The sequence below is a fragment of the Gracilibacillus sp. D59 genome (assembly GCF_052246695.1).
Classification (GTDB): Bacteria; Bacillota; Bacilli; order Bacillales; family Amphibacillaceae; genus Gracilibacillus.
In genome coordinates, this window is sequence record NZ_JBQQCK010000017.1 from 1 (window position 1) to 21993 (window position 21993).

At 34.3% G+C, this 21993-nt stretch carries 23 protein-coding genes and 1 pseudogene; 5 read left to right on the plus strand and 19 right to left on the minus strand.

Features of this window, described 5'->3' with window-relative positions; all coding sequences use genetic code 11:
- Positions 1-231: 231 nt before the first annotated feature.
- From sigF to ACTWP4_RS20555, 12 genes are all read right to left on the minus strand, one after another.
- The gene (sigF, locus tag ACTWP4_RS20500) at positions 232-978 is read right to left on the minus strand and encodes an RNA polymerase sporulation sigma factor SigF (protein WP_443130651.1); all 747 of its coding nucleotides are present in this window, start codon (positions 976-978) and stop codon (positions 232-234) included.
- A 9-nt stretch (positions 979-987) separates the two neighbouring features.
- Positions 988-1428: an anti-sigma F factor gene (gene spoIIAB / locus ACTWP4_RS20505; RefSeq protein WP_443130652.1), complete on the minus strand. Its 441-nt coding sequence runs from the start codon at positions 1426-1428 to the stop codon at positions 988-990.
- Entirely contained in the window at positions 1425-1778 is a 354-nt protein-coding gene (spoIIAA, locus tag ACTWP4_RS20510) for an anti-sigma F factor antagonist (protein WP_443130653.1), read from the minus strand. Before spoIIAA ends, spoIIAB begins: the two co-directional genes overlap by 4 nt.
- A gap of 117 nt (positions 1779-1895) precedes the next feature.
- Entirely contained in the window at positions 1896-3083 is a 1188-nt protein-coding gene (locus ACTWP4_RS20515) for a D-alanyl-D-alanine carboxypeptidase family protein (protein WP_443130654.1), read from the minus strand.
- A 181-nt stretch (positions 3084-3264) separates the two neighbouring features.
- Positions 3265-4566 carry a pyrimidine-nucleoside phosphorylase gene (locus ACTWP4_RS20520; protein WP_443130655.1) on the minus strand — a complete coding sequence of 434 codons (1302 nt, stop codon included), beginning with the start codon at positions 4564-4566 and terminating at the stop codon, positions 3265-3267.
- 74 nt (positions 4567-4640) lie between these two features.
- Entirely contained in the window at positions 4641-5816 is a 1176-nt protein-coding gene (gene deoB, locus ACTWP4_RS20525; protein ID WP_443130656.1) for a phosphopentomutase, read from the minus strand.
- Positions 5817-6039: 223 nt separating this feature from the next.
- A complete protein-coding gene (gene xerD / locus ACTWP4_RS20530; protein ID WP_443130746.1) occupies positions 6040-6927 on the minus strand; it encodes a site-specific tyrosine recombinase XerD in 888 nt (295 codons plus the stop codon).
- Positions 6928-6939: 12 nt separating this feature from the next.
- Complete coding sequence (locus ACTWP4_RS20535; protein WP_443130657.1) at positions 6940-7158, minus strand: DUF4227 family protein; 219 nt, start codon at positions 7156-7158, stop codon at positions 6940-6942.
- Between the two features lie 63 nt (positions 7159-7221).
- On the minus strand, positions 7222-7701 hold the full coding sequence (gene fur / locus ACTWP4_RS20540) for a ferric iron uptake transcriptional regulator (RefSeq protein WP_443130658.1): 480 nt from the start codon (positions 7699-7701) through the stop codon (positions 7222-7224).
- Positions 7702-7807: 106 nt separating this feature from the next.
- Positions 7808-8452, minus strand: coding sequence for a stage II sporulation protein M (gene spoIIM, locus ACTWP4_RS20545; RefSeq protein WP_443130659.1), 645 nt, complete (start codon positions 8450-8452; stop codon positions 7808-7810).
- Positions 8453-8558: 106 nt separating this feature from the next.
- On the minus strand, positions 8559-9719 hold the full coding sequence (locus tag ACTWP4_RS20550) for an endonuclease Q family protein (RefSeq protein WP_443130660.1): 1161 nt from the start codon (positions 9717-9719) through the stop codon (positions 8559-8561).
- A gap of 1 nt (position 9720) precedes the next feature.
- Positions 9721-10266, minus strand: a complete 546-nt coding sequence (locus ACTWP4_RS20555; protein ID WP_443130661.1) for an NUDIX hydrolase — start codon at positions 10264-10266, stop codon at positions 9721-9723.
- Between the two features lie 99 nt (positions 10267-10365).
- Between ACTWP4_RS20555 and ACTWP4_RS20560 the strand changes: the two genes are divergently transcribed.
- Positions 10366-11280, plus strand: a complete 915-nt coding sequence (locus ACTWP4_RS20560; protein WP_443130662.1) for an aldo/keto reductase — start codon at positions 10366-10368, stop codon at positions 11278-11280.
- Between the two features lie 239 nt (positions 11281-11519).
- Here the strand turns inward: ACTWP4_RS20560 and ACTWP4_RS20565 are convergent, their stop codons facing one another.
- Both ACTWP4_RS20565 and ACTWP4_RS20570 read right to left on the minus strand, forming a co-directional pair.
- Complete coding sequence (locus ACTWP4_RS20565; protein ID WP_443130663.1) at positions 11520-11843, minus strand: iron-sulfur cluster biosynthesis family protein; 324 nt, start codon at positions 11841-11843, stop codon at positions 11520-11522.
- A gap of 12 nt (positions 11844-11855) precedes the next feature.
- Positions 11856-12644, minus strand: a complete 789-nt coding sequence (locus tag ACTWP4_RS20570; RefSeq protein ID WP_443130664.1) for an SDR family NAD(P)-dependent oxidoreductase — start codon at positions 12642-12644, stop codon at positions 11856-11858.
- Between the two features lie 179 nt (positions 12645-12823).
- Here ACTWP4_RS20570 and ACTWP4_RS20575 point away from each other — a divergent pair, with 179 nt between their 5' ends.
- From ACTWP4_RS20575 to ACTWP4_RS20585, 3 genes are all read left to right on the plus strand, one after another.
- A complete protein-coding gene (locus ACTWP4_RS20575; RefSeq protein ID WP_443130665.1) occupies positions 12824-13567 on the plus strand; it encodes a glycerophosphodiester phosphodiesterase in 744 nt (247 codons plus the stop codon).
- A gap of 3 nt (positions 13568-13570) precedes the next feature.
- On the plus strand, positions 13571-14488 hold the full coding sequence (gene rnz, locus ACTWP4_RS20580; RefSeq protein WP_443130666.1) for a ribonuclease Z: 918 nt from the start codon (positions 13571-13573) through the stop codon (positions 14486-14488).
- A 506-nt stretch (positions 14489-14994) separates the two neighbouring features.
- Complete coding sequence (locus ACTWP4_RS20585; protein ID WP_443130667.1) at positions 14995-15243, plus strand: IS110 family transposase; 249 nt, start codon at positions 14995-14997, stop codon at positions 15241-15243.
- 815 nt (positions 15244-16058) lie between these two features.
- Here the strand turns inward: ACTWP4_RS20585 and ACTWP4_RS20590 are convergent.
- Positions 16059-17150: pseudogene (locus tag ACTWP4_RS20590) on the minus strand (DNA polymerase IV); the annotation flags it as partial.
- Between the two features lie 10 nt (positions 17151-17160).
- Positions 17161-18279, minus strand: a complete 1119-nt coding sequence (locus ACTWP4_RS20595; RefSeq protein ID WP_443130668.1) for a M20/M25/M40 family metallo-hydrolase — start codon at positions 18277-18279, stop codon at positions 17161-17163.
- 92 nt (positions 18280-18371) lie between these two features.
- Here ACTWP4_RS20595 and prli42 point away from each other — a divergent pair, with 92 nt between their 5' ends.
- Positions 18372-18476, plus strand: a complete 105-nt coding sequence (prli42, locus tag ACTWP4_RS20600; RefSeq protein WP_443130669.1) for a stressosome-associated protein Prli42 — start codon at positions 18372-18374, stop codon at positions 18474-18476.
- Between the two features lie 112 nt (positions 18477-18588).
- Here the strand turns inward: prli42 and ACTWP4_RS20605 are convergent, their stop codons facing one another.
- The 3 genes from ACTWP4_RS20605 to ACTWP4_RS20615 form a co-directional block, all read right to left on the minus strand.
- The gene (locus tag ACTWP4_RS20605; protein WP_443130670.1) at positions 18589-19020 is read right to left on the minus strand and encodes a BrxA/BrxB family bacilliredoxin; all 432 of its coding nucleotides are present in this window, start codon (positions 19018-19020) and stop codon (positions 18589-18591) included.
- 62 nt (positions 19021-19082) lie between these two features.
- On the minus strand, positions 19083-20903 hold the full coding sequence (locus ACTWP4_RS20610; protein ID WP_443130671.1) for an ATP-binding protein: 1821 nt from the start codon (positions 20901-20903) through the stop codon (positions 19083-19085).
- 28 nt (positions 20904-20931) lie between these two features.
- Complete coding sequence (locus ACTWP4_RS20615) at positions 20932-21918, minus strand: BMP family ABC transporter substrate-binding protein (RefSeq protein WP_443130672.1); 987 nt, start codon at positions 21916-21918, stop codon at positions 20932-20934.
- Between the last annotated feature and the right edge of the window lie 75 nt (positions 21919-21993).

The following is a 21993-nucleotide window of genomic DNA, read 5'->3' on the forward strand; positions in this document are numbered from 1 at the left end:
GCTATTGGACTTCAGATTCTTTTGCACCCTTATCCACATACGTTGCCTCTTATATGATTTCTGTTCGTCAGACCAGAGGTTTGCCTTGAGCTTCCTTCCGATTCCACGTCACCGTGGACACCGTTGCCTTTGGCTATGTGCTTACCGCTACTAGGTCGCACTCAGGACTTTCACCCGTTAGAGTTCGCCCATGCCGGGCGAACAAAAAAAAGATTATCCAAGTGGATAATCTTAATTTAAAATCTCTTCTTTTATTTTCTCTAATATTTTCTTTTCTATTCGCGAAACCTGAACTTGTGAAATGCCCAGTCGGTTGGCCACCTCTGTTTGAGTTTTATCTTTGTAATACCTTAAGTAAACAATCAAACGTTCTCTTTCATCCAGATCTTTTATTACCTGCTCCATTGTCAGTTTATCAAACCAATTATCATTAACGTCTGCAATTTGATCCAGCAACGTAATAGGATCACCGTCATTTTCATAAACTGTTTCATGAATGGATTGAGGTTTCTTTGTAGCTTCCTGCGCATGGATGATATCTTCAGGTGTTAGATCTAACTTATCAGCAATCTCTTGTACAGTTGGCGCTCGAGCATATTCTTTTGTTAATTCATCTGTAACGCGTCTAATTTTATTACCAATTTCTTTTAAGGAACGACTAACCTTTACTGTACCATCATCTCGTATAAAACGTTGGATTTCACCGATAATCATCGGTACAGCATAGGTTGAAAATTTCACTTCGTATTCTAAGTCGAACTTGTCAATAGACTTTAATAATCCAATGCAACCGATTTGAAACAAATCATCTTGATCATAGCCTCTATTAAGAAAACGTTGAACAACAGACCAGACCAGGCGAATATTTTTTTCCACCAATAATGATCTTGCTTCTTCATCTCCTTGCTGACTTAACTGGATATACCTCTTAACATCTTTGTCATCTAATGGTGATGTGTTAGACATTTTTGTTTTCATGGGCATCACCTAATTACACATGGTTTTGCTAGTCTGAAAATCTTTTGTCATTCTCACCTTTGTGCCTTCTCCTGGATGTGATATAATTTCAACTTTGTCCATGAAGTTCTCCATGATGGTAAAACCCATGCCTGATCTTTCAAGTTCAGGTTTAGATGTGTAAAGCGGTTCCTTTGCTAAATCGATATTATCGATACCCATCCCTTCATCCTCGATTAAAACCGATAATGTTTGATCAGTTAAGCTGCAGGAGATATAGACATATTGATTAGGGTCCTCTTCATAACCGTGAATAATAGCATTGGTTACTGCTTCAGATACAACAGTTTTAATCTCTGTTAATTCATCCATGTTTGGATCAATCTGAGATACAAATGCGGCAACAGACACTCTAGCAAATGCTTCATTTTCGCTTACACTTCTAAACTTTAATTCCATTGCATTATTCATGACGCCACCCCCAAGCTGGAAAGAGCAAAGTTTTCATTTGACTCTAACCTGACAATCTTGAATAATCCAGACATATTAAACAATCTTTTAACAGCTGGATTGACAGAACAGACAATCATTTCTCCACCTAATTGTTTCACTTCTTTATACCTTCCTAATACAACCCCTAAACCTGAACTGTCCATAAAATGTAAAGCATCAAGATTTAAAATAACATGTTTAATTCCTTCTTGATGTAGACGATCTTGCCATTCTATTTTTAATCGAGCTGCAGAATGGTGATCCAGTTCACCATCCAATCGGACGATTAATACATCTTTGACTACTGTAAATTGTGTCTGTAATTGCATATTTTTCCCTCCCAGTTTATTTCTGTAATACTTTTTTCTATATCTCTTATTCATAATCCTTCTAGTTGACAAAACTAGAAGGAAATCGTCTAAAATAGCTTAAATTCGACCTTTTCATCAAAAGAAGGATTGAAAGGTTCTTTTAAACAATTGGAGTACATTTGCATGATTAATATCCTCTAGTACAATTAAATCTGTTTCACTAATAATATCTTCACCTTCTACCACTTGAAGCTTTCCAACCATTGATCCTTTTTCAAGTGGTAACTCTATATCTTGATTAATGGTTATTTTCGTATTGATTTTATCCAAGTTTGTTCCTTTTGGATACAGAATGGAAACGGAGTCACTAGTAACTACATCCACTTTCTGTTTATTTGCCTTTAACCATTCGAACGATGTCACAGCTTGATTTTTTTCATATAAAGGTTTCGTCTCGAATTTGGCATAAGCATAGTCTAACAATTGACTTACATCACTGTTACGATCTTCTGTACTTTCTGCTCCCATAACAACAGCAATTGTTCTCATGCCATTTTTTTCTGCAGTTGCCGTCAAACAGTATTTAGCTTCATTTGTGTAACCAGTTTTCAGACCATCCACACCTTCATAAAACCGAACCAATTTATTAGTATTGACCAACCAAAACTCATCTTCAGTACCTTTACGCAAATAATCCTCGTAAATACTCGTATACTTTGTAATATCTTCATATTTTAGTAATGCCTTAGCCATAACGGCCATATCATGAGCAGTACTATAGTGGTCTTCTGCTGGTAAGCCAGTTGAATTTTGGAATTTAGTAGATTTCAATCCTAATTCTTCTACTTTTTCATTCATCATTTCCACAAAAACTTTCTCACTGCCAGCAATTCTTTCTGCCATTGCAACACTTGCATCATTACCTGATGCAATAGCAATTCCTTTCAATAAGTCATCTACTGACATTTCTTCTCCAGCTTCCAAAAAGATTTGTGATCCACCCATTGATGCCGCATTTTCACTTACTCTAACTTGCTCATCTAAGGATAATTCACCCTTCTCAATTGCTTCCATAATAAGTAGCATGGTCATAATTTTAGTCATACTTGCTGGTGGTAATTTTTCGCTAGCATTTTTATCATATAATATATTTCCTGTATCACGTTCAATAAGTATCGCTGATTTTGAATGTGTAGCTAAATCTAATGAATCACTTACTTCGCTTGCTACATGATTTTCATCATGATCTGCAAATACACTTCCACTACCGATCACCACCATACTTATTACAACGAGTAAAGATAAGCTAATTCTTTTCAACATTGTCACCTCCGATTTATAACATTTCTATTTTTTCCATAATAATCTGAAAGTATAACTAGTAAATACAATTTATTTATTTTATTTCACGCTTTCTTTATTAGATACTGAACGCAATAACTATTTTGTTTCTATTTCGCAAAAAAAGATAGCGGTAAGTTCCCGCTATCTTTCGAGTAATTATTTATTTAATGACTTCATAGATCATTTTTTGTTTGTTTGCTTTTTCGGGTTTAATCGTATAAGCATTCTTCACAATATTGATTGCATTATCAACATCTTCTTGATCACTGTTTAAAATAGCTAACGTTTCTCCTTGTTCGACATGATCACCTATTTTCTTCTGTAAGGTAATCCCGACCCCATGGTTAATATTATCATCTTTAGTTGCCCTTCCGGCACCGAGGTGCATTGCTGCTACCCCAATTTCATCTGCTTCCATTTCGTGTATATAACCTTCTTGATCAGCTTTCACTTCAACTTTATAGGATGATTTAGGTAATTTAGTAAGATCTTCAATAACCGATATATCTCCTCCCTGTGCTTTTATGAAATTCATAAAATACTTTAAGGCATCACCATTATCAATTAGCTTTTCCAAAGATTGTGTTGCCTCTGTGTAATCCTGATATACACCAGCTAATAATGTCATGTGAGCCGCAAGTTCTATTGCTAATTCACGAAGATCCTCCACTCTTTTTCCTTGTAATACTTCTACCGCTTCTTTTACTTCATTAGCATTACCGATCTCATAGCCTAAAGGTTGGTTCATATCACTTATGACTGCTATAGTTTGCCGTTCTAATTGTTTTCCGATCGTAACCATTTCTTCAGCCAATCGTTTAGAGTCTTTAAATGATTTCATAAAAGCACCTGAACCAGTTTTGACATCCAATACAATACTATCAGCACCTGAAGCAATTTTTTTACTCATTATCGAACTAGCAATTAACGGAATCGAGTCAACGGTTGCCGTAACATCACGTAAAGCATACAATTTCTTATCAGCAGGAGCTAAGTTACCGGTCTGTCCAACTACTGATAGTTTGTATTTATTGACATTATCAATAAATTGCTGGTTCGTTAATTCAACTTGAAAGCCCGGGATTGATTCTAGTTTATCTATCGTACCACCAGTATGCCCTAGCCCTCTTCCAGACATTTTTGCAACCGGGATTCCTGCTGCAGCAACTAAAGGACCGACGATAAACGTTGTCTTATCACCTACCCCGCCTGTTGAATGTTTATCCACTTTATGTCCTTCTATTAGGCTTAAATCAATGATATCACCGGACGCCACCATATTTTTTGTTAAATAAGCCGTTTCTTCTTGTGTCATACCTTGATAGTAAATAGCCATCATCAAAGCAGACACCTGATAATCTGGGATATTCTCTTTCATATACTCTTCAATAAAAAAATTAATTTCTTTTTCTATTAAAGGTTCACCATTTCTTTTTTTTGCAATAATATCAACCATTCTCATTACAGTCACCTCTTTTTTATTAGATAAACAGGAATTCGTACAAAAAGTGGCACTCTTTTTAAAACACTTCTTAATTATTTAATATCATCCAGAAAACTTTTACCATATTTAGGTGGTTTCACATGGAAGTTCTCTGCCACTGTTGCTCCGATATCTGCAAATGTTTCTCTTAGTGGCAGCTCTTTTCCGCCATTTATACCATGATGATAAACAAGCAATGGTACATATTCTCTAGTATGATCCGTCCCATGGTGAGTAGGATCATTTCCGTGATCTGCTGTTATGACCAGTAAATCATCATCTTTTAATTTACCTAACACTTGTGGTAACCGTTGATCAAATTTCTCTAGAGCTTCGGCATAACCATCAGGATTTCTCCTATGACCATATTTTGCATCAAAATCAACTAAATTTAAAAAGTTAAGACCATGGAAATTTTTATCAATCGATTGAATAAACTTTTCCATTCCATCATCATTATCTTTTGTGCGAATTGATTCAGTGACACCTTCACCATCATAAATATCAGAAATTTTCCCTAAGGCAATTACATCAAATCCTCCATCTTTCAACGCATTCATAACAGTATAACCAAAAGGTTTTAATGCATAATCATGACGATTTGAAGTTCTAACAAAATTACCAGATTGACCGACAAACGGTCTGGCAATTACACGGCCGATCATATATTTCTCATCTAATGTTAATTCACGGCAAATCTCACAAATTTCATACAGCTCTTTAACCGGTATTACCTCTTCATGTGCAGCAATTTGCAATACCGAATCAGCTGAAGTATAAACAATTAAGTCTCCTGATTCCATGTGTTGTGGACCTAATTCTTTAATAATCTCTGTCCCAGAAGCTGGTTTATTCCCTATTACTTTTCTTCCAGTTTTCTGTTCAATTGCCTCTATTAATTCTTCTGGAAATTGTTCAAATGTGCGAAAAGGAGTGTCAATATATAACCCCATTATTTCCCAGTGTCCTGTCATTGTATCTTTACCATTAGAAGCTTCTTGCATTTTTGTGTAATACCCTTTAGGATTACTTGCCTTTTCTATGCCATTTATTTTTTTGATATTACTTAAACCCAGTTGGCCTAAATTAGGCATATTTAACCCATTACGATGTTCTGCAATATGGCCTAATGTGTCTGCACCAGAATCATTAAAATCTGCTGCATCAGGTGCTTCACCAATACCAACAGAATCGAGCACAACTAAAAATATTCGATTAAAAGATGTCATAGCCAATCCCTCCTATTCTTCCATACCCGCTCTATCATAGTATTATCCCTCAAAATACTATTTTCATTAGCTCATTATAAGTATTTATAGTTACTGTCTATTTCACTCACTTTCCAAAAGGAACAAAAAGCCTAGTGCGATTACGTGGCGCTACTATACTTTGTTCTTACCAATTTAATTATTTCTAAACAATAAGAAGCGCCACGATAACAATCGTGACGCGTTAAGCTCTTGGATGATGTGTTTTATAAATATCTTTTAATCGTGTTTTAGAAACATGGGTATAGATTTGAGTAGTAGATATATCCGCATGACCAAGCATTTCTTGAACTGCTCTTAAATCCGCACCATTTTCAAGTAAATGTGTTGCAAAGGAATGTCGTAATGTGTGCGGAGATAACTCCTTTTCAATACCTGCTGCTTTCGCAATTCCTTTTATGATTTTCCAAAACCCTTGACGTGACAATGGATTACCATGATGATTGACAAATACAGTTTCCGTTTGTTTTGTCTTTACAAAATCGTTTCTAGCAGATTGAATATATAATTCTAATGCGTCTTTCGCTATATCTCCTAATGGGACAATTCTTTCTTTGGAGCCTTTTCCAAAACAACGAACAAATCCCATTGTTAAATGCAAATCGTTCATCTTTAAATTAATCAGTTCTGATACTCGTAATCCTGTTGCGTAAAGTGTTTCTAACATCGCTTTATTTCGGATTGAATATTTATCTGCCGCCGGAATATTTAATAATTTATCAATATCTTTCGTTGATAATACCTTCGGCAATTTACGGTTCGCTTTTGGCGTTTCAATATGTAAACTAGGGTCTTCTGTTAGTTGATATTCTCTAATTAAAAATTGATGAAATAGTCTTAAAGTGGATAACATTCTCGCGATAGTTGCCGATGATTGACCCTGGTCGTTCAAATGATATAAGAATTGCATAATATCATGACGACCAGTTTGTTTCCATTCAGTCAATTCTCGTTCATCCTTAATGAATTGATAATACTTTAACAAGTCCCGTTTATAGGCTTGTAATGTATTATCAGATAGTCCTCTTTCGATTTGTAAAAAGTGAAAAAACTCATCTACTGGATATTGCATTTCATCCATCATTTATTCTCCCAATCGAAAAAAAATACTTAACCGCTCCCAAACATCAGGACCTTCCTGTTGAAATACTTTTACTGCATCTCCCTGAGGGTACTCATAACGATCTAATTTTTCATATTCCTGATGTAATGCTTTAATTACATAATAAAATAAAATGGTACATAAAACAAAAATTATAAAAAACTTCATCATTTCAAAAAAAACCTTCATAATAGATGACATATCGCATTCTCCTAATAGAATAGACTCTATTAGAATTTATACCGGTATTATATAAAAATATACCTATTTAGCAGATAATTTTTTCGCTTCACAGTTTCGACAAATTCTGTCTTGGCATTTTTGGCATATTCCATGGAATGTTAATCGATGATCTTTGACAATAAATCCCCAGTCAGTTTGAACAATTTGTTCAACTTCTTCTAATAGGTCATCCATTATTTCCTCAACAGATCCACATTCTGTGCATACTAAATGATGATGGAAATGTTTTGCCCCTTCTTTCCGAAGATCATAGCGGGAAACTCCATCACCAAAGTTAATTTTATCAACAATTTCTAGTTCTGATAATAATTCTAATGTTCTATATACAGTTGCTAAACCAATTTCCGGCGCTTTATCTTTTACTAATAAATAAACATCTTCCGCACTAAGATGATCTTCTTCTCTTTCTAATAATACACGAACAGTTGCTTCACGCTGTGGTGTTAATTTATAACTTTGAGCGTGTAGTTCCTTCTTAATACGGTCTAAACGGTGTTCCATAATGAAGACCTCCTTACATAAGTTAATTATAAATAGTCCCATGTAAGGTGTCAATTAAAATAATTATAAAAAACGACAATTACCCTTTATTTCTTAACAATAATTATTATTTAATAATCCTGTCGGAAATTAGCCTCATCGTTTCAAAGGAGACTATGGATTCTAATAATGCTGCTACGCCAACCACGATCATTAAGCCAATAAATACAGCGGTATAACGATAGAAAATTTGTAAAATTGGTTGTTTATATCGCTTAGAAAATATACTTTGCAACAAAGTTAATGAGAATATCATTGCAAAGCTACTAGCTATAACATATATCGGAATGATAATAAGGTTTTGAGGAGCAATAGCAGAAAACGAGAACAATAATCCTTTGAAACCTAATTGATTGACAAAAAAACCTACGGTAAATCCGATGGCCACACCTTTAACAAATAACAATACCCAAATAATTGGTAATCCTATGACAGCTAACCCAAGGAAAAAAAGTAAAGATAAAAATTGAATATGATAAAATGTTGCATTTTTAAATAAAGCTTGTTTAGAAATATCTTCATCTTGTAAATATCCAAGAAAAAATCGTTCCAAATAAAAAAATAAATCTTGTTTTTGTATGAAAGTCATACTATTGACTATAATCGCTCCAAATATAATTCCTGTGATAAACAGGATGATTGTAAATATATAGATGGTATGGTATTTTGCAAAATGATTGGAAATAGGCTTTTTACTTTTAGGTAATTTCAATTCATTCACATCCTCTAATTATGTTCTCGTTTCCAATCTATGAATGATTTGATAGAAATAGAACACAACTAGAGTTTATTTTGATTGAACATAAAATTTAATATCGTTAACCTTTCACTCTCCCATATCGGCCACCTCCACCTTCATCAACCATCAATTTTCCTTGACGTAAGTCCAAAATCATTGTAGCAAGATTTTCACCAACAACTTCTGCCAAGGAAGCCTTAGGTACATAATGTATAATATTCATTTCATTACCAAAGTGGCTTAATAATTTTTCCAAGGTTTTTGGACCTAGTTTAGGCAAATATTCAAGTGGAACTTGATATATATAATCTGGACGTTCCTGACTCGTTAATTGCTTGGAAGCTAACTCTTGAATTCGATCTGAAACACCTTTAACAAATTTAGTAGAACCACACTTTGAACAATATTTTCCCTGAAACGGAGCTAGACAATTCGCGCATACAGTTGCAAAATATTTCCCTAATTTAGGATTCATCCCGAAGTTTTGCATTACTCTACGTTTGTATTCATTCTTTAAAGCCATTTTCAACTCTTTAAAGCTTGGTTCTGCTAAAAGTAATAGTTGATATTCTCTTGCTATCTTCGGCAATGAATGGGAATCTGAGTTGGTTAGAAACGTGTACTGATGTAACTCCTTGATTTGATCAGCCATTTTTGTATCCGAACTCAATCCAAGTTCAATTGCGTCTACTTGATTAGGATCTAATACTTCTGTTAATGAATGGGATACCCCTTTGCCAAACAAACTCTTAAAAGGTGTAAAAACATGGGCAGGTATAAATAAACCATCAAGTTCATGTGTTTGCGTTTGTAACGTCATGGTATCGCCGTAATAACGTTGTGAACTAAGTTCTATATTTTTCATTCGAAAGGACAACCATCTGGAAAACTCCTTCATATTTTTAAGAAACGGAAAAAAACATAAAACATGTATTGGACCTTTACAATTTTCATCATATACTTCTATTTCGCTGCCTAAAATTAGTGTAGTATTTCCAAATTGAATGCCTCCATCTACAAGTTCAGATGCAACCCCCTTACTGACAGCTAATTCTATCTCATTTAAAACAGTAGGGGCATGACAATCTATAATACCGACAATATCTAATCCTTTTCGTTCACTTGCCTCTTGCATAATATTCATCAGTGTTAAATTTTTGGAAGCAGTGATCTTCACTGGTTTTCCCAACGAATTACGACCAATATGGATATGTAAGTCAGTAAAAAATTCCTTCAGCATTTTACCTCAAACCCTTGTGTTTTAAATAAAGAACTGCATAAGCAGTTTTTGCATCATGTATCTCCTGATTTGCAACTAGTGTTTCCGCCTCTTCTAACGAAAGTTCCATTAATTCGACAAATTCATCTTCATCCATTGCTTTTGGATTCTCTACTTTTTCCAAAGAACTGGTTTTATATAAATACATTATTTCATCAGCAAAGCCAGGCGAGGTGTAAAATGAAGTCACATATGTTAGTTGATCTGTTGTATACCCTGTTTCTTCTTCTAATTCTCTTAATGCTGTTACTTCAGGTGCCTCTCCTTGTTCCAGTTTTCCAGCTGGAATCTCAACTAATGTTTTTTCTAAAGGTTTACGATATTGTTTGACAAAAATAATCTTATTATCCGTAGTTACCGGAATTATTCCAACAGCACCTGGATGTTTTACAATTTCCCGTTTTGATGTTTTACCATTAGGTAAGGTAATGTCATCTACTTGAACACTAATTACTTTCCCGTCAAAAATTGGTTTAGTATGAATTGTTTTCTCACTAAAATTCGTCATAAAAACTTCCTTTCTCATTCAAACAGTCCCTTTTATTGTATTTCTTTCTTGCTATTTGTACAATGAATTTATACAGATGAACGAGAAAGGATGATTAATGTGGAAAAAAGAAAGCTAGGTAATTCTGAATTAAAAGTTTCCCCCATTGCACTTGGTTGTATGTCACTTGGAACAGAACGGACAAAAGCTAGTAAAATTATAGATGAAGCATTAGATCTGGGTATTAATTATTTAGACACAGCAGATTTATATGATCAAGGTCAAAATGAAGCAATTGTTGGTCAAGCGATCAAAAACAAACGTGATCAAGTCATTTTAGCTACAAAAGTGGGAAATCATTTAAAGGACGATGGCAGTTGGTTTTGGGACCCAAGTAAAGCTTATATTAAAGAACAAGTAAAAAAAAGCTTAAGAAAATTACATACTGATTATATTGATCTATATCAATTACATGGTGGTACAATTGAAGACCCTATTGAAGAGACAATTGAAGCATTTGAAGAATTAGTGGAGGAAGGTGTTGTACGCTATTATGGTATTTCTTCTATAAGGCCGAATGTAATTCGTGAATATATTGCCAAATCTAATATCAACAGTGTAATGATGCAATATAGTATGCTTGATCGTCGACCAGAAGAAGAAGTGCTAGAGCAACTGGCTGATCATAATATTAGCGTGGTTACAAGGGGATCACTTGCAAAGGGAATGTTAAGTTCCAAAGGTCCAAAAATCGCTTCTAAGAAAGGCGAAAAAGGCTATTTAGATTATGATGCTAACACATTAAAAAGCACGGTTAATCAGTTACAAGATATTTTACAAGAAAATCAAACATTAAATGGCCTAGCGTTGCAATACGTATTACGAGAAAAAGCTGTTACTTCTGTTGTAGCTGGTGCTAGCTCGAGCGATCAACTAAAAGAGAATGTTAATGCCTTAAATCAACATTTCAATCCTGAACAATTTGCAAAAGTAAAAGAAATTACCAAAGCAAATACCTACCAACAACACCGATAACAAGGAAAACCGGAAGAAACCCTCTTTGTTCAGAGCCGAAAAAGATACAAACTTCCAAACCAATGAAAAATCTGTTTAATGTGGCTTTCTTCCATTCTTTCTGAAATGAGGTGCTGATTCGTCGTTGTGGAAAATACTTCATAGCACTATATTCAGTAAGAATGGGAGTAAGCAAATCTATAGGAATAACTTCTTAGTTTATATTTTTTGTGCAAGTTGCTGAAATTCTGAAATTTTTATTATTGCGCTATTACTGAATTAACATGAATAAACGGATTTAACATTTCATTAGGACTTGTTAGACGAAATGTAGTGCCATTATAATCTAACGTCATTTCTTCACTGAAAAATGTAGCTTCCTGTACATGAACTACCACATCATGTTGATCACATTCTACCTTTTTATGATTCTTTTCTTTTTGACCAATAAGTGCAATAGTAGGCATGCCATTGACACCACAACCACAACCTTCTGTATCATAGGTTAAGGCTAAAGTAGTTGATTTATTTTTAGTTAAGGACTTCAATTGATCTAGAGCATTATTAGTTATCGTTAATTGCATAATATCCCTCCACTATTTTTTCTTGAAAGTCGGCTTCAGAATTGTTTCCATTATTCGTGGAAAATTTTGATACATTTTACTTCCTATATGCATCCAATACGGTAAATTTATTTCCCTTTTATTCGTAAAAAGTGATTTAGTTATGTGCTTAGCTACATCAGTTGGATCTAACATATATTTTGCTACACTTTTTCGATAACCACCTTTTGGATCAGCGGTATCAAAAAAAGAAGTTTCAACCGGACCAATATTTACAGACGTGACAGAAACCTTTCCTTCCAATTCCATCCGCAAAGCATTGGAGAAACTGATAACACTTGCTTTAGTTGCACTATATACAGCAGATTTAGGCGTAGCAATTTTACCTGCTTGTGAACCAATATTAACAATATGTGCAACAGGTTGTTTCATTAGTTCAGGTAATAAATAATAAGATGTAAAAAACAATGCATCGATATTAAGTCTAATCATATTTTCGATACTTTCCCAATCTATTCGATCAAATGTCTCAAAATAACCTATACCAGCGTTGTTAATAAGTACATCGATCTTACCACATTCCCTGAGAATACTATCTATTCCCTTCTGCCATTCGTCACGATCAGTAATATCAATCGGATAAATGATCGGTTTGATTGCATACATTTCTTCTATTTTCCTTGAAACCTGTGATAATTTAGTTTCTCTTCTGGCAACTAGAACAGGAATTGCTTGTTGTTGTGCTAAGTCGAACGCTAACGCTTCACCAATACCACTTGAAGCACCGGTTATCAGTACATATTTGTCTTTCAACTTGTTCATTCTATCAACTCCACTTCTATCATATCATACTCCATAACATGGATAGAGAAAAATGCAATTTGAGAAAGTATGTAAAATTTCTGTTAGAAATAGTGCATATAATATTTATACCATTGACTTTTCTACTAAAATTAAAGACAATCATGAAGAAGTGAAACTTATATATTAGAGGTGAAATGATGTCTACCATTATTTATGCACATCGTGGTGCCAGCAAGCATGCACCCGAAAATACAATGCCTGCATTTGAACTAGCTTATAAACACGGAGCGGATGGGATTGAAACAGATGTACAATTAACCAAGGACAACATCCCAGTTTTAATTCATGATGAGCAATTAAATCGGACAACAAATGGTACTGGTTTTGTGAAAGATTTTACCTATAACGAACTAAACCAATTAGATGCAGGAAGTTGGAAATCTCCTCATTACATAGACACAAAAATACCAACCTTAGATGACTTGCTTGCATGGAACCAGGAAAAACAATTAAAATTGAATGTAGAATTAAAAAATAATATTATTTCATATCAAGGATTAGAAGACATTGTTTGTCAAAAATTAGTTGAATACAATATGGCAGACAAAACAGTTATCTCAAGTTTTAACCACAAAAGTATAACAAGAATCAATGAGAATAAAACGAACATCGACTATGCTTTATTAACAGGTAAACGAAATAAAGCATTGATTCCATACAGTAAAAAGATTAAAGCAAAAGGTATCCATATTAGGTATCGTCTTCTATCGAACAGATTAGTTATGCTAGCAAATGAGAATAATCTTTATGTTGCAGTATATACAGTGAATTCACCGATTACCATCAGTAAGGCGATCCGTTTAGGTTGTCATGCACTCTTTACAGATGTACCTAAACTAGCTATTGACGTCAAAAAAAGAAGGTTTGCAGAAAGGATATAACCGATGCAATTACACTTTTTAGGAACAGGGGCTGGATTACCCAGTAAAGATCGAAACGTTACATCCATTGTGCTAGATCTATTACAAGAACGTAATGTTCTTTGGATGTTTGATTGTGGAGAGGCGACTCAACACCAAATTTTACATACTTCAATCAAACCAAGAAAAATAGAAAAAATATTCATTACCCATTTGCATGGAGATCACATTTTTGGATTACCTGGCTTGTTAAGCAGCCGGTCTTTTCAAGGCGGAGAAGAGCCTGTTACCATTTACGGTCCTACAGGAATAAAACAGTTTATAGAAACAGCATTAACTGTAAGTCAGTCCAAATTATCCTATCCAATTATAATAAAAGAACTAAAGGAAGGCGTAATTTTCGAGGATGATCAATTTTTAATCACTGTCAAGAAGTTAGAACATGCAATTGACAGCTTTGGCTTCCGCATTGATGAAAAGAACAGTCCTGGTCCCTTATTAGTAGAAAAACTCAAAGAGGAAGGTATTAATCCTGGTCCGATCTATCGCCAATTCAAAACGGAGGAAACAGTCAAACTCCCCAATGGTAATACAGTTCGGTCTAAAGACTATATTGGAATGCCGAAGAAAGGGAAAAGCTTGGCTATTTTAGGAGATACACGGGTAAATCAAGAGATCGTCTCCTTCATTGAAAATGTGGATTTATTAGTTCATGAAGCGACGTTTAGCAAAGAACAAGAGGAATTGGCCTATAATTATTACCATTCAACAACAGCACAAGCTGCCAAAATAGCACAAAAAGCTAATGTTCAAGAATTAGTATTGACTCATATCTCTTCACGTTTTCAACAGGATCAAGTAGATCTCTTATTGTCAGAAGCAAAGAGATATTTTGAAAAAACAGTTATTGCACATGACTTTTATTCAACTTCCGTAAACTAAGAGGTTGAGACAAAAGTGATTCTATAATAAGAAAAACCGGGAAAGCCCACCCGGTCCTGTCCAAGCTATTTCAAAATGGCTACTCTGCTTACAAATGCGTTGATACCGCGGATTATATACTTTCTTTACTTATAAGAAAAACTGGGCAAAACCCTCCCAGACTTAACTATATCTTAAGTAGGTCTACGGCGATTGCTATTAGTATCCATTATGAAATACATCGACCGTTTGCCCACCGCTTCGGCTGCCCACTCCCCTCGTATGATATAGGTAACCTTAATTTTAAGGTATCCCCATGAAATTGTATAATGGGGGTAATCAGATGGAGGTATCGTTACTTCCCTTGAAGCTTAGTCTTCGTCGGAAAGTCTGATGCCTCCTTCTTTATAGAATGATTCGTATCAGCTGGATGACACATGTTGTCGAATATCGAACGAGGATGGATATCTATAAAGATGCGGAGGATTCCTCTTTTCTGATTAATCTATCATATGGGTGGTGTTTACATGTACTACTTAGGGATTGATATTGGAAAAAAAGAACACGAAGCCGGAGTGATTGACCAGCAAGGTAATGCGATTGGAAAAACGCTTCGTTTTTCTAATTCTATACCCGGGAGTGACAAGTTGTTAGCTTTTGTAAACAAACATCAACTCACCCCTGATAATTGTGCTTGCGGCTTAGAAGCGACTGGACATTATTGGCTCTCTGTGTTCACTTATCTTCACCAACTTGGTTTTAAGGTAACAGCCTAAGCCTAAGTGATCCGGCATTATCACAGTTTTATAATAAGTTAAAAGATAAAGGAAAAGGGCATTACGTAGCTGTTGGAGCCGTAGCCAGAAAGCTAACACATATTATTTTTGCCATATTACGAGATCACAAGCCATATGAGCCACACGTTAAGTAAGTAAAAATCGAACATATTTTCCCTTGAAACACCTCTCACATGAGGTGTATTTTCGCATGCCTTTTTTTAAACAAATAATTATTTTTAATTTAAGTGTTTTTAGGGTTGACTTTCCATAGCTGGTCCTTCCGTGGGGTTTGCCCTGAAGATCCACAGGAGTTGAAGTGGGCACCTTCGCTTAATTTATGCGTTACAACATTTGTCAGACCTAGCAACTTGGGTTGTTATCCCTGTGAAAATGCATAAATAACTCATTTGAATCACTCTTATGGTTATCATACCGATATGCTTTTTCTGGTATTCGTTATAGAAAAAGGTATAGTGGAGACATCCGGCTTCAACTCCTACGAAACGGTTTTCTTCGAAGATACACTTTGTAAAGTAAATTGCTTTACAAAAATTAGCTGAAAACACATCCTCGGAAAGTTAAGTAGGCAAGCCATAGCGGTTTTTAAGCATTTGATATATGTCAAAATCACCACTTTGTTCAATAGTTACACTTCATCTGTTACTAAGCATAATCCTTCTTATGTTCATTTTGATTCATTACATTATTCGTCTTTGGAGTCGAAAAAAATTGAATTGTCCCCAGGTCCCCAGCCTCTTTTAATGTAAGTTGAAAGTTAGTTAATTGCACTGTAACTATTTCAATTGGTCTAAATAATGAAATAGATTTAATTGATAGGTAATATCGTCTTTTTTTACTGCGTTTTGAACAGTAATCCCTAATAGACGGACAGGTTCGGAATTCCAATGCTCTTCTAATAATTGTTCACTGTAAAAGAATATATCAGTGGCCTTTTCAACATACTGATTCAATTTCATCCTTCTCGTGATGGTCTTTCTATCACTGTATCGAATGGTGAGTTGGATGGTTTCACCTACTGCTACTTTTCGATGTAATCGTTTTTCAACACTTTCAGAGAGAGATCGTAGTTGTGCTAGTAGTTGGTCATAGTCAGATACGTCTGTCGGAAAAGTCTGTGAACTTCCAATACTTTTAAAACTGCTGGCATTTTCCGGATCAACTGGACGAGGATCTTCTCCCAGCGCTCTTGTTTTTAACCTCTCTCCATTCACCCCTAATAAACCCTTCAGCAATACTGTATCAGTTTCCACTAAATCTTCAATTGTTTCTATTTGATATTTCTTTAACTTCTCTGCAGTTTTATTGCCAATTCCATACATTTCTTCAATCGGTAATGGCCATAGCTTTGAAGAGACGTCCCTTTTTCTTAATATCGTAATACCGTTTGGTTTTTTCATATCTGAAGCCATTTTTGCTAAAAATTTATTAGGTGCAATCCCAATACTACATGGTAAATGTAAATCATGTGCTACATGTTGTTGAATAGCATTGGCAATATCTAGTGGATTACCTAAATCATAGCTATCTGTAATATCTAGAAATGCTTCATCAATCGAGACAGGCTCAACATATGGCGTATAATCTTCTAAGATACGAAAAATTTGATTAGAAACCTCTCGATAACGGTCAAAATTTGGCCTTTTTACAATCAATTTAGGACAAAGCTTCTTTGCTTCCCAAAGAGACATCGTAGTTCTTACACCTTTATTTCGTGCTTCGTAACTACTTGTAACAATAATTCCTTTCCGTTCATCTGGATTACCAGCAATAGCAAGTGGTTTACCTTTAAGCTGTGGATCATCTGCAATTTCTACCGATGCATAAAAACTATTCATATCTACATGTAATATAACACGCCCATTTTTGGGATACCAAGATTTCATATCATCACGCTCATTTAGCTGATTCTTTGATTATTTCAAATAATAAAGCCGGTACTTCGGTTAAATCACTTATATTAATTCGCTCATTTTTTGTATGAATATTTTCGTAACCGACCGCTAAATTAACTGTTGGAATACCTTTACCTGAAAGATGGTTGGCATCACTACCACCACCACTAATTTTTAATAACGGTGTTTTACCCAATGCTTTAACAGCACTCTTCGCTACTTGTACCACTTGGTCATTCTCAGTAAATTTATAATTCGGATACATTGGTTTCACTTCGATATCTACTTCTCCACCCATTTGTTCGGCAGTTTTCTCAAGAGCTTCACACATTGATTCCACTTGTCGTTCTAATTTTTCTTTTGACAATGATCTTGCTTCTGCTACTAATAATACTTGTTCACAGACTACGTTTGTCGGTCCTTTACCTTCAAAGCTACCAACATTTGCAGTTGTTTCTTCATCAATTCGGCCTAGTGGCATTTTAGTTATCGCTTTGGCAGTCATACTTATCGCAGAAATTCCTTTTTCAGGATTCACCCCAGCATGTGCAGCTTTTCCTTTTATTGTGGCATACAATTTTGCTTGAGCAGGAGCACCTATGATGATCGACCCAACTTCTCCATCACTATCAAGTGCATATCCATACTCCACCGGTAATTGTGAAACATCAAATTGTTGAGAACCAACAAGTCCAGATTCTTCTCCACTCATAATGACAAAATAAATATCTCCATGTGGAACTGGATTTTCTTCTATTATATGAATAAGCTCAATTATAGCTGATATTCCAGCTTTATCATCGGCTCCTAAAATTGTGGTGCCATCAGAGTAAATAACATCATCACGTATTTCTGGTTGAATACCTGCACCTGGAACAACTGTATCCATATGTGCGGTAAAATAGATAGCGGGAATATTTTTATCCGTCCCATTCAGATGTGCAATAATATTTCCTGCTTCATGACCTGTTTGTTGATTAGTTTGATCTTCTGTCACATCTAACTGTAACTGCTGAAAAATATCAATAAGATAATCGGCTATTTTTCTTTCCTTTGTTGTTTCTGAATCAATTTTTACTAACTCAATAAATTGGTTTATAACTCGTTGTTGATTAATCAATGTTTATGCTCCTTTTTCTTGATATTTACTTGTCCTAACTTTTATTTAGTTGTAAAATATATTTTAGTATTGCTCATAAAGGAGGATTTAAAATGGCATCTAAGCGAGAAAAAAGAATGAAACTTGTTATATATATTATGATCATTGCTATGGTACTATCTACTTTTACTGCAGGATTAGCAATGTTTATAAACTAATTTTCCCCTTTACATTGCTCTAATCAGGCTTTTATTATGAACAAATATAAACCCGTTTCATTAATAATTGAAACGGGTTTATATATTCTCAGGCTACCTTATGAAAATGATATTACACCTCTTCACAGTATTGATCAAATAATCCTTGAAGTTTATTAACGACTTCGACAGGACTATGCCCTTCAATTTCATGTCTTTCCACCATTTTCAAAATTTGGCCGTCTTTTAATAAAGCAAATGATGGTGAGGATGGTTCATATCCTTCAAAATATTGACGTGCTAGTTCTGTTGCTTCTCGATCTTGCCCTGCAAAAACCGAAACTAGATGATCAGGTCTTTTATCATAATGGATAGCACTAGCTGCTGCTGGTCTTGCAACACCACCTGCACAACCACATGTAGAGTTTACCATTACTAACGTGGTACCATTTTTGGATAATGCTTCTTTCACTGCTTCCGGTGTTTTTAATTCTTCAAATCCCGCTTGCGTTATTTCATTTCTAGCTGATTCCACTATATCACCCATAAATAAATTAAAGTCCATTTTATTCGACCCTCTCTTGATTATAGTATCTTCTTAAATAGTAACAATTCACATCAACATTTTCAATTAACAGTACTTTTATTTTTAACGATAGGCAATGTTATTTTAAATGTTGTTCCTTTAGAATCACTGGAATCAACTGCAATTTCACCTTGATGATTATCAATTATTTTCGAGACAACATTTAAGCCCAAACCAGTCCCGTTAGATTTAGAAGTTGAGAAGGGTTCAAACAAGACATCTTTAATGGAATCTTGTATACCTGCCCCCGTATCACTAAAATAAATGATATATTTGTTTTCTTCGACTCTACTGACTATCTTTATTGTCCCATTATCCCCTATGGCATCTTTACTATTACGTAAGAGGTTTAAAAATACTTGTTTTAATTGCTTATGATCGGCAAGTATGTACTCATCCGTTATATCTGTGACAACGTTAATATTTTTCGCTTCCAAAGAACTATTCATTAGTGGTAACAAATCAGCCAACATATCTTTCAATAATATCATATCTTTTTCTGGCTTTTTATGATTCGACATTAACAACATCTGCTCCACTATGGAATAAAGCCGGTCAATTTCTTTCATCATTAAATGAAAGTTATATTTTTCTACTTCTTCTTTTGACATTGACTCTTTCATTAACGATAAAAATCCATGTATTACGGTTAAAGGATTTCTTATTTCATGAGCCGAACTAGCCGCCATTTCACCTACTAAAGCCAATTTTTCTGACTGAATGATTCGTTTTTCCAGCTTTGTTGAATCAGTAATGTCGACAAAGAAAAGAATTTTTCCAGTTGTTTTTTGATCGTGATCCTTTAAATTACTCTGCGAAACTAGTAATACATATTTTTTATTATGAATAGTAATTGTAAGCTTTTTATTTTGAAAAGACTGGTTTGAAATAAGCATTTTTAGTATAGGATACTTGTTTTGCATTGACAAAATGTCACTATCTGTAATGATTTCATTACTTAATTCAAATAAATTACGAACATATGAATTTGCCAAATATTCTTTGGCATTATTGTCATACGTAATAATACCAATAGGTAAGGAGTTTAAAATTTGTTCGTGCTTTATTTTATCTGAAACGATTTGCTGGAAAGATTGCTGTAAGCTGAAAGACATTTGATTTATTGATTTAGCTAAGCTTTGCAATTCCAATTGAGTCGTACTGGTTACTGTCTCTCCATAATTACCATTCGCAATTTTATTTACTTTCGTAACAATTGATTCGATAGGTTTTGTAATACTTTTACTCATTTTAAATGAAAAATATAAAGAAATTAATACTCCAACTATAGTAATGATAAGTAAAAAATATAATGATTTTTCTATAATTTCGGGATATGTATTCGTATTTTGTTGTAAGGAACTGTACTCTTCATTTCTTTGAGTAATGATGGTTTTCTTTAGTGATTCTAATTCAGGTAAATATTCTGATTCAATCACATTTCTAGCAGCTTCTACCTCATCATATTCAAGTAACCCAAATACTTTATTAGTCACAATGAAATCTAGTAACATTAATTGCTTATGAATGCTCTCAATACTTTCCGGTATTGGAATTTGTTCTCTTAATTCCTGACTACTGATTGTAATGTCATTATCTTCAAATTTCTGTTGAAAGTTATGTTCAAAATCTGTATTGGAATGATTGAGAACAATTTGCTTTTTTATTTCCAATTCTTTTTCCCACTGATTGAACCATACAATTTCCGGTATATTATCATCCTTTATGGTGTTCGTTACTTTACTCACTTCTTCAATAGATTGGATTAATAAAAGAGAAAAGCCACTAAAAATAACCATTACTGAAAGGAGAATGCATAACAATTTATTGCGTAATGAAAATTTTTGAAAAAAGGAAATCATCCGGCATTTCTCCTATCACCTAATAAAATTAACGCAGTATTATTTCATGATCTGTAGCTTCTTCGATTCTTCGAATTTCTTCTTCTGAAAACATGGAACCAAACGGTGCTATCCCATATACCCCATCATTCTCATTCAGATATTTTTTTCCAACCTTAATTCCATCATCGCTGAGATAATCTTTTACCATAACATCATAAGCCATTGGCACGTTATTCAAAACACTAGTTAACACCTTACCCTCGGCCATATAAGCTTGGTCTTCCAAATAACCGATAATATAAATACCTTGTTTTTTTGCATAATTAATCACTTCTTGATTGTAACTGTTTCCTTTCGTATAGATGACATCTACACCTTGCTCAATCAAATTAGCAGCAACAGATTTAGCTTTTGATTTACTCGTTCTTTCTGGTACTACTCTATAGTTCAATTCAATATTATCATTAACTAGTTCTATACCTTCCTTAAATCCCCAATCCTTATTTTTATTGTTAATGGCATCAATGACACCTACTTTATTTGACTTTGTTTTCATACCAGCAGCCATACCAGCAATAACTTCAATCTCATTTTGATTAAAAGTGTAAACAGCAAGGTTTCTTGCAATATTATCACCATGCAATGTTACAAACTGGACATCCTTGTATTGATTGATTAGTCGGTAAAATGGGTCCGAAAACTCTCTCCCATGCCCGATAATCAAATCATAACCCTTGTCGACATATTTCTCCACAAGGGTAGGCGTATCCTCTTTTTCTTTCACTTCCCCGACAACTTCAGCAGTTACATTGTATTTTTCTTCAATTAGCAATTTACCTTTGTAAGCTAAACTTCCCCAACTCTGGTCGTCTAATCTATCTGTCGTTAAGATTAATACTTTGGTGGGGGATGATTCAGAAGCTTTCATATTATCTAATATCTGATTAGATTTGAACAGTAAGATTACAACAAAAATCGATACAACAATCAACGTAATTCCTAGTATATATTTTATCTGTCTCTTTGCCTCCATATGCCTTCTCCCTTAGTTTATAGTAACAATTCCATTATACATAAAAAGACAAGATTTGAACACACTTTTACAAAT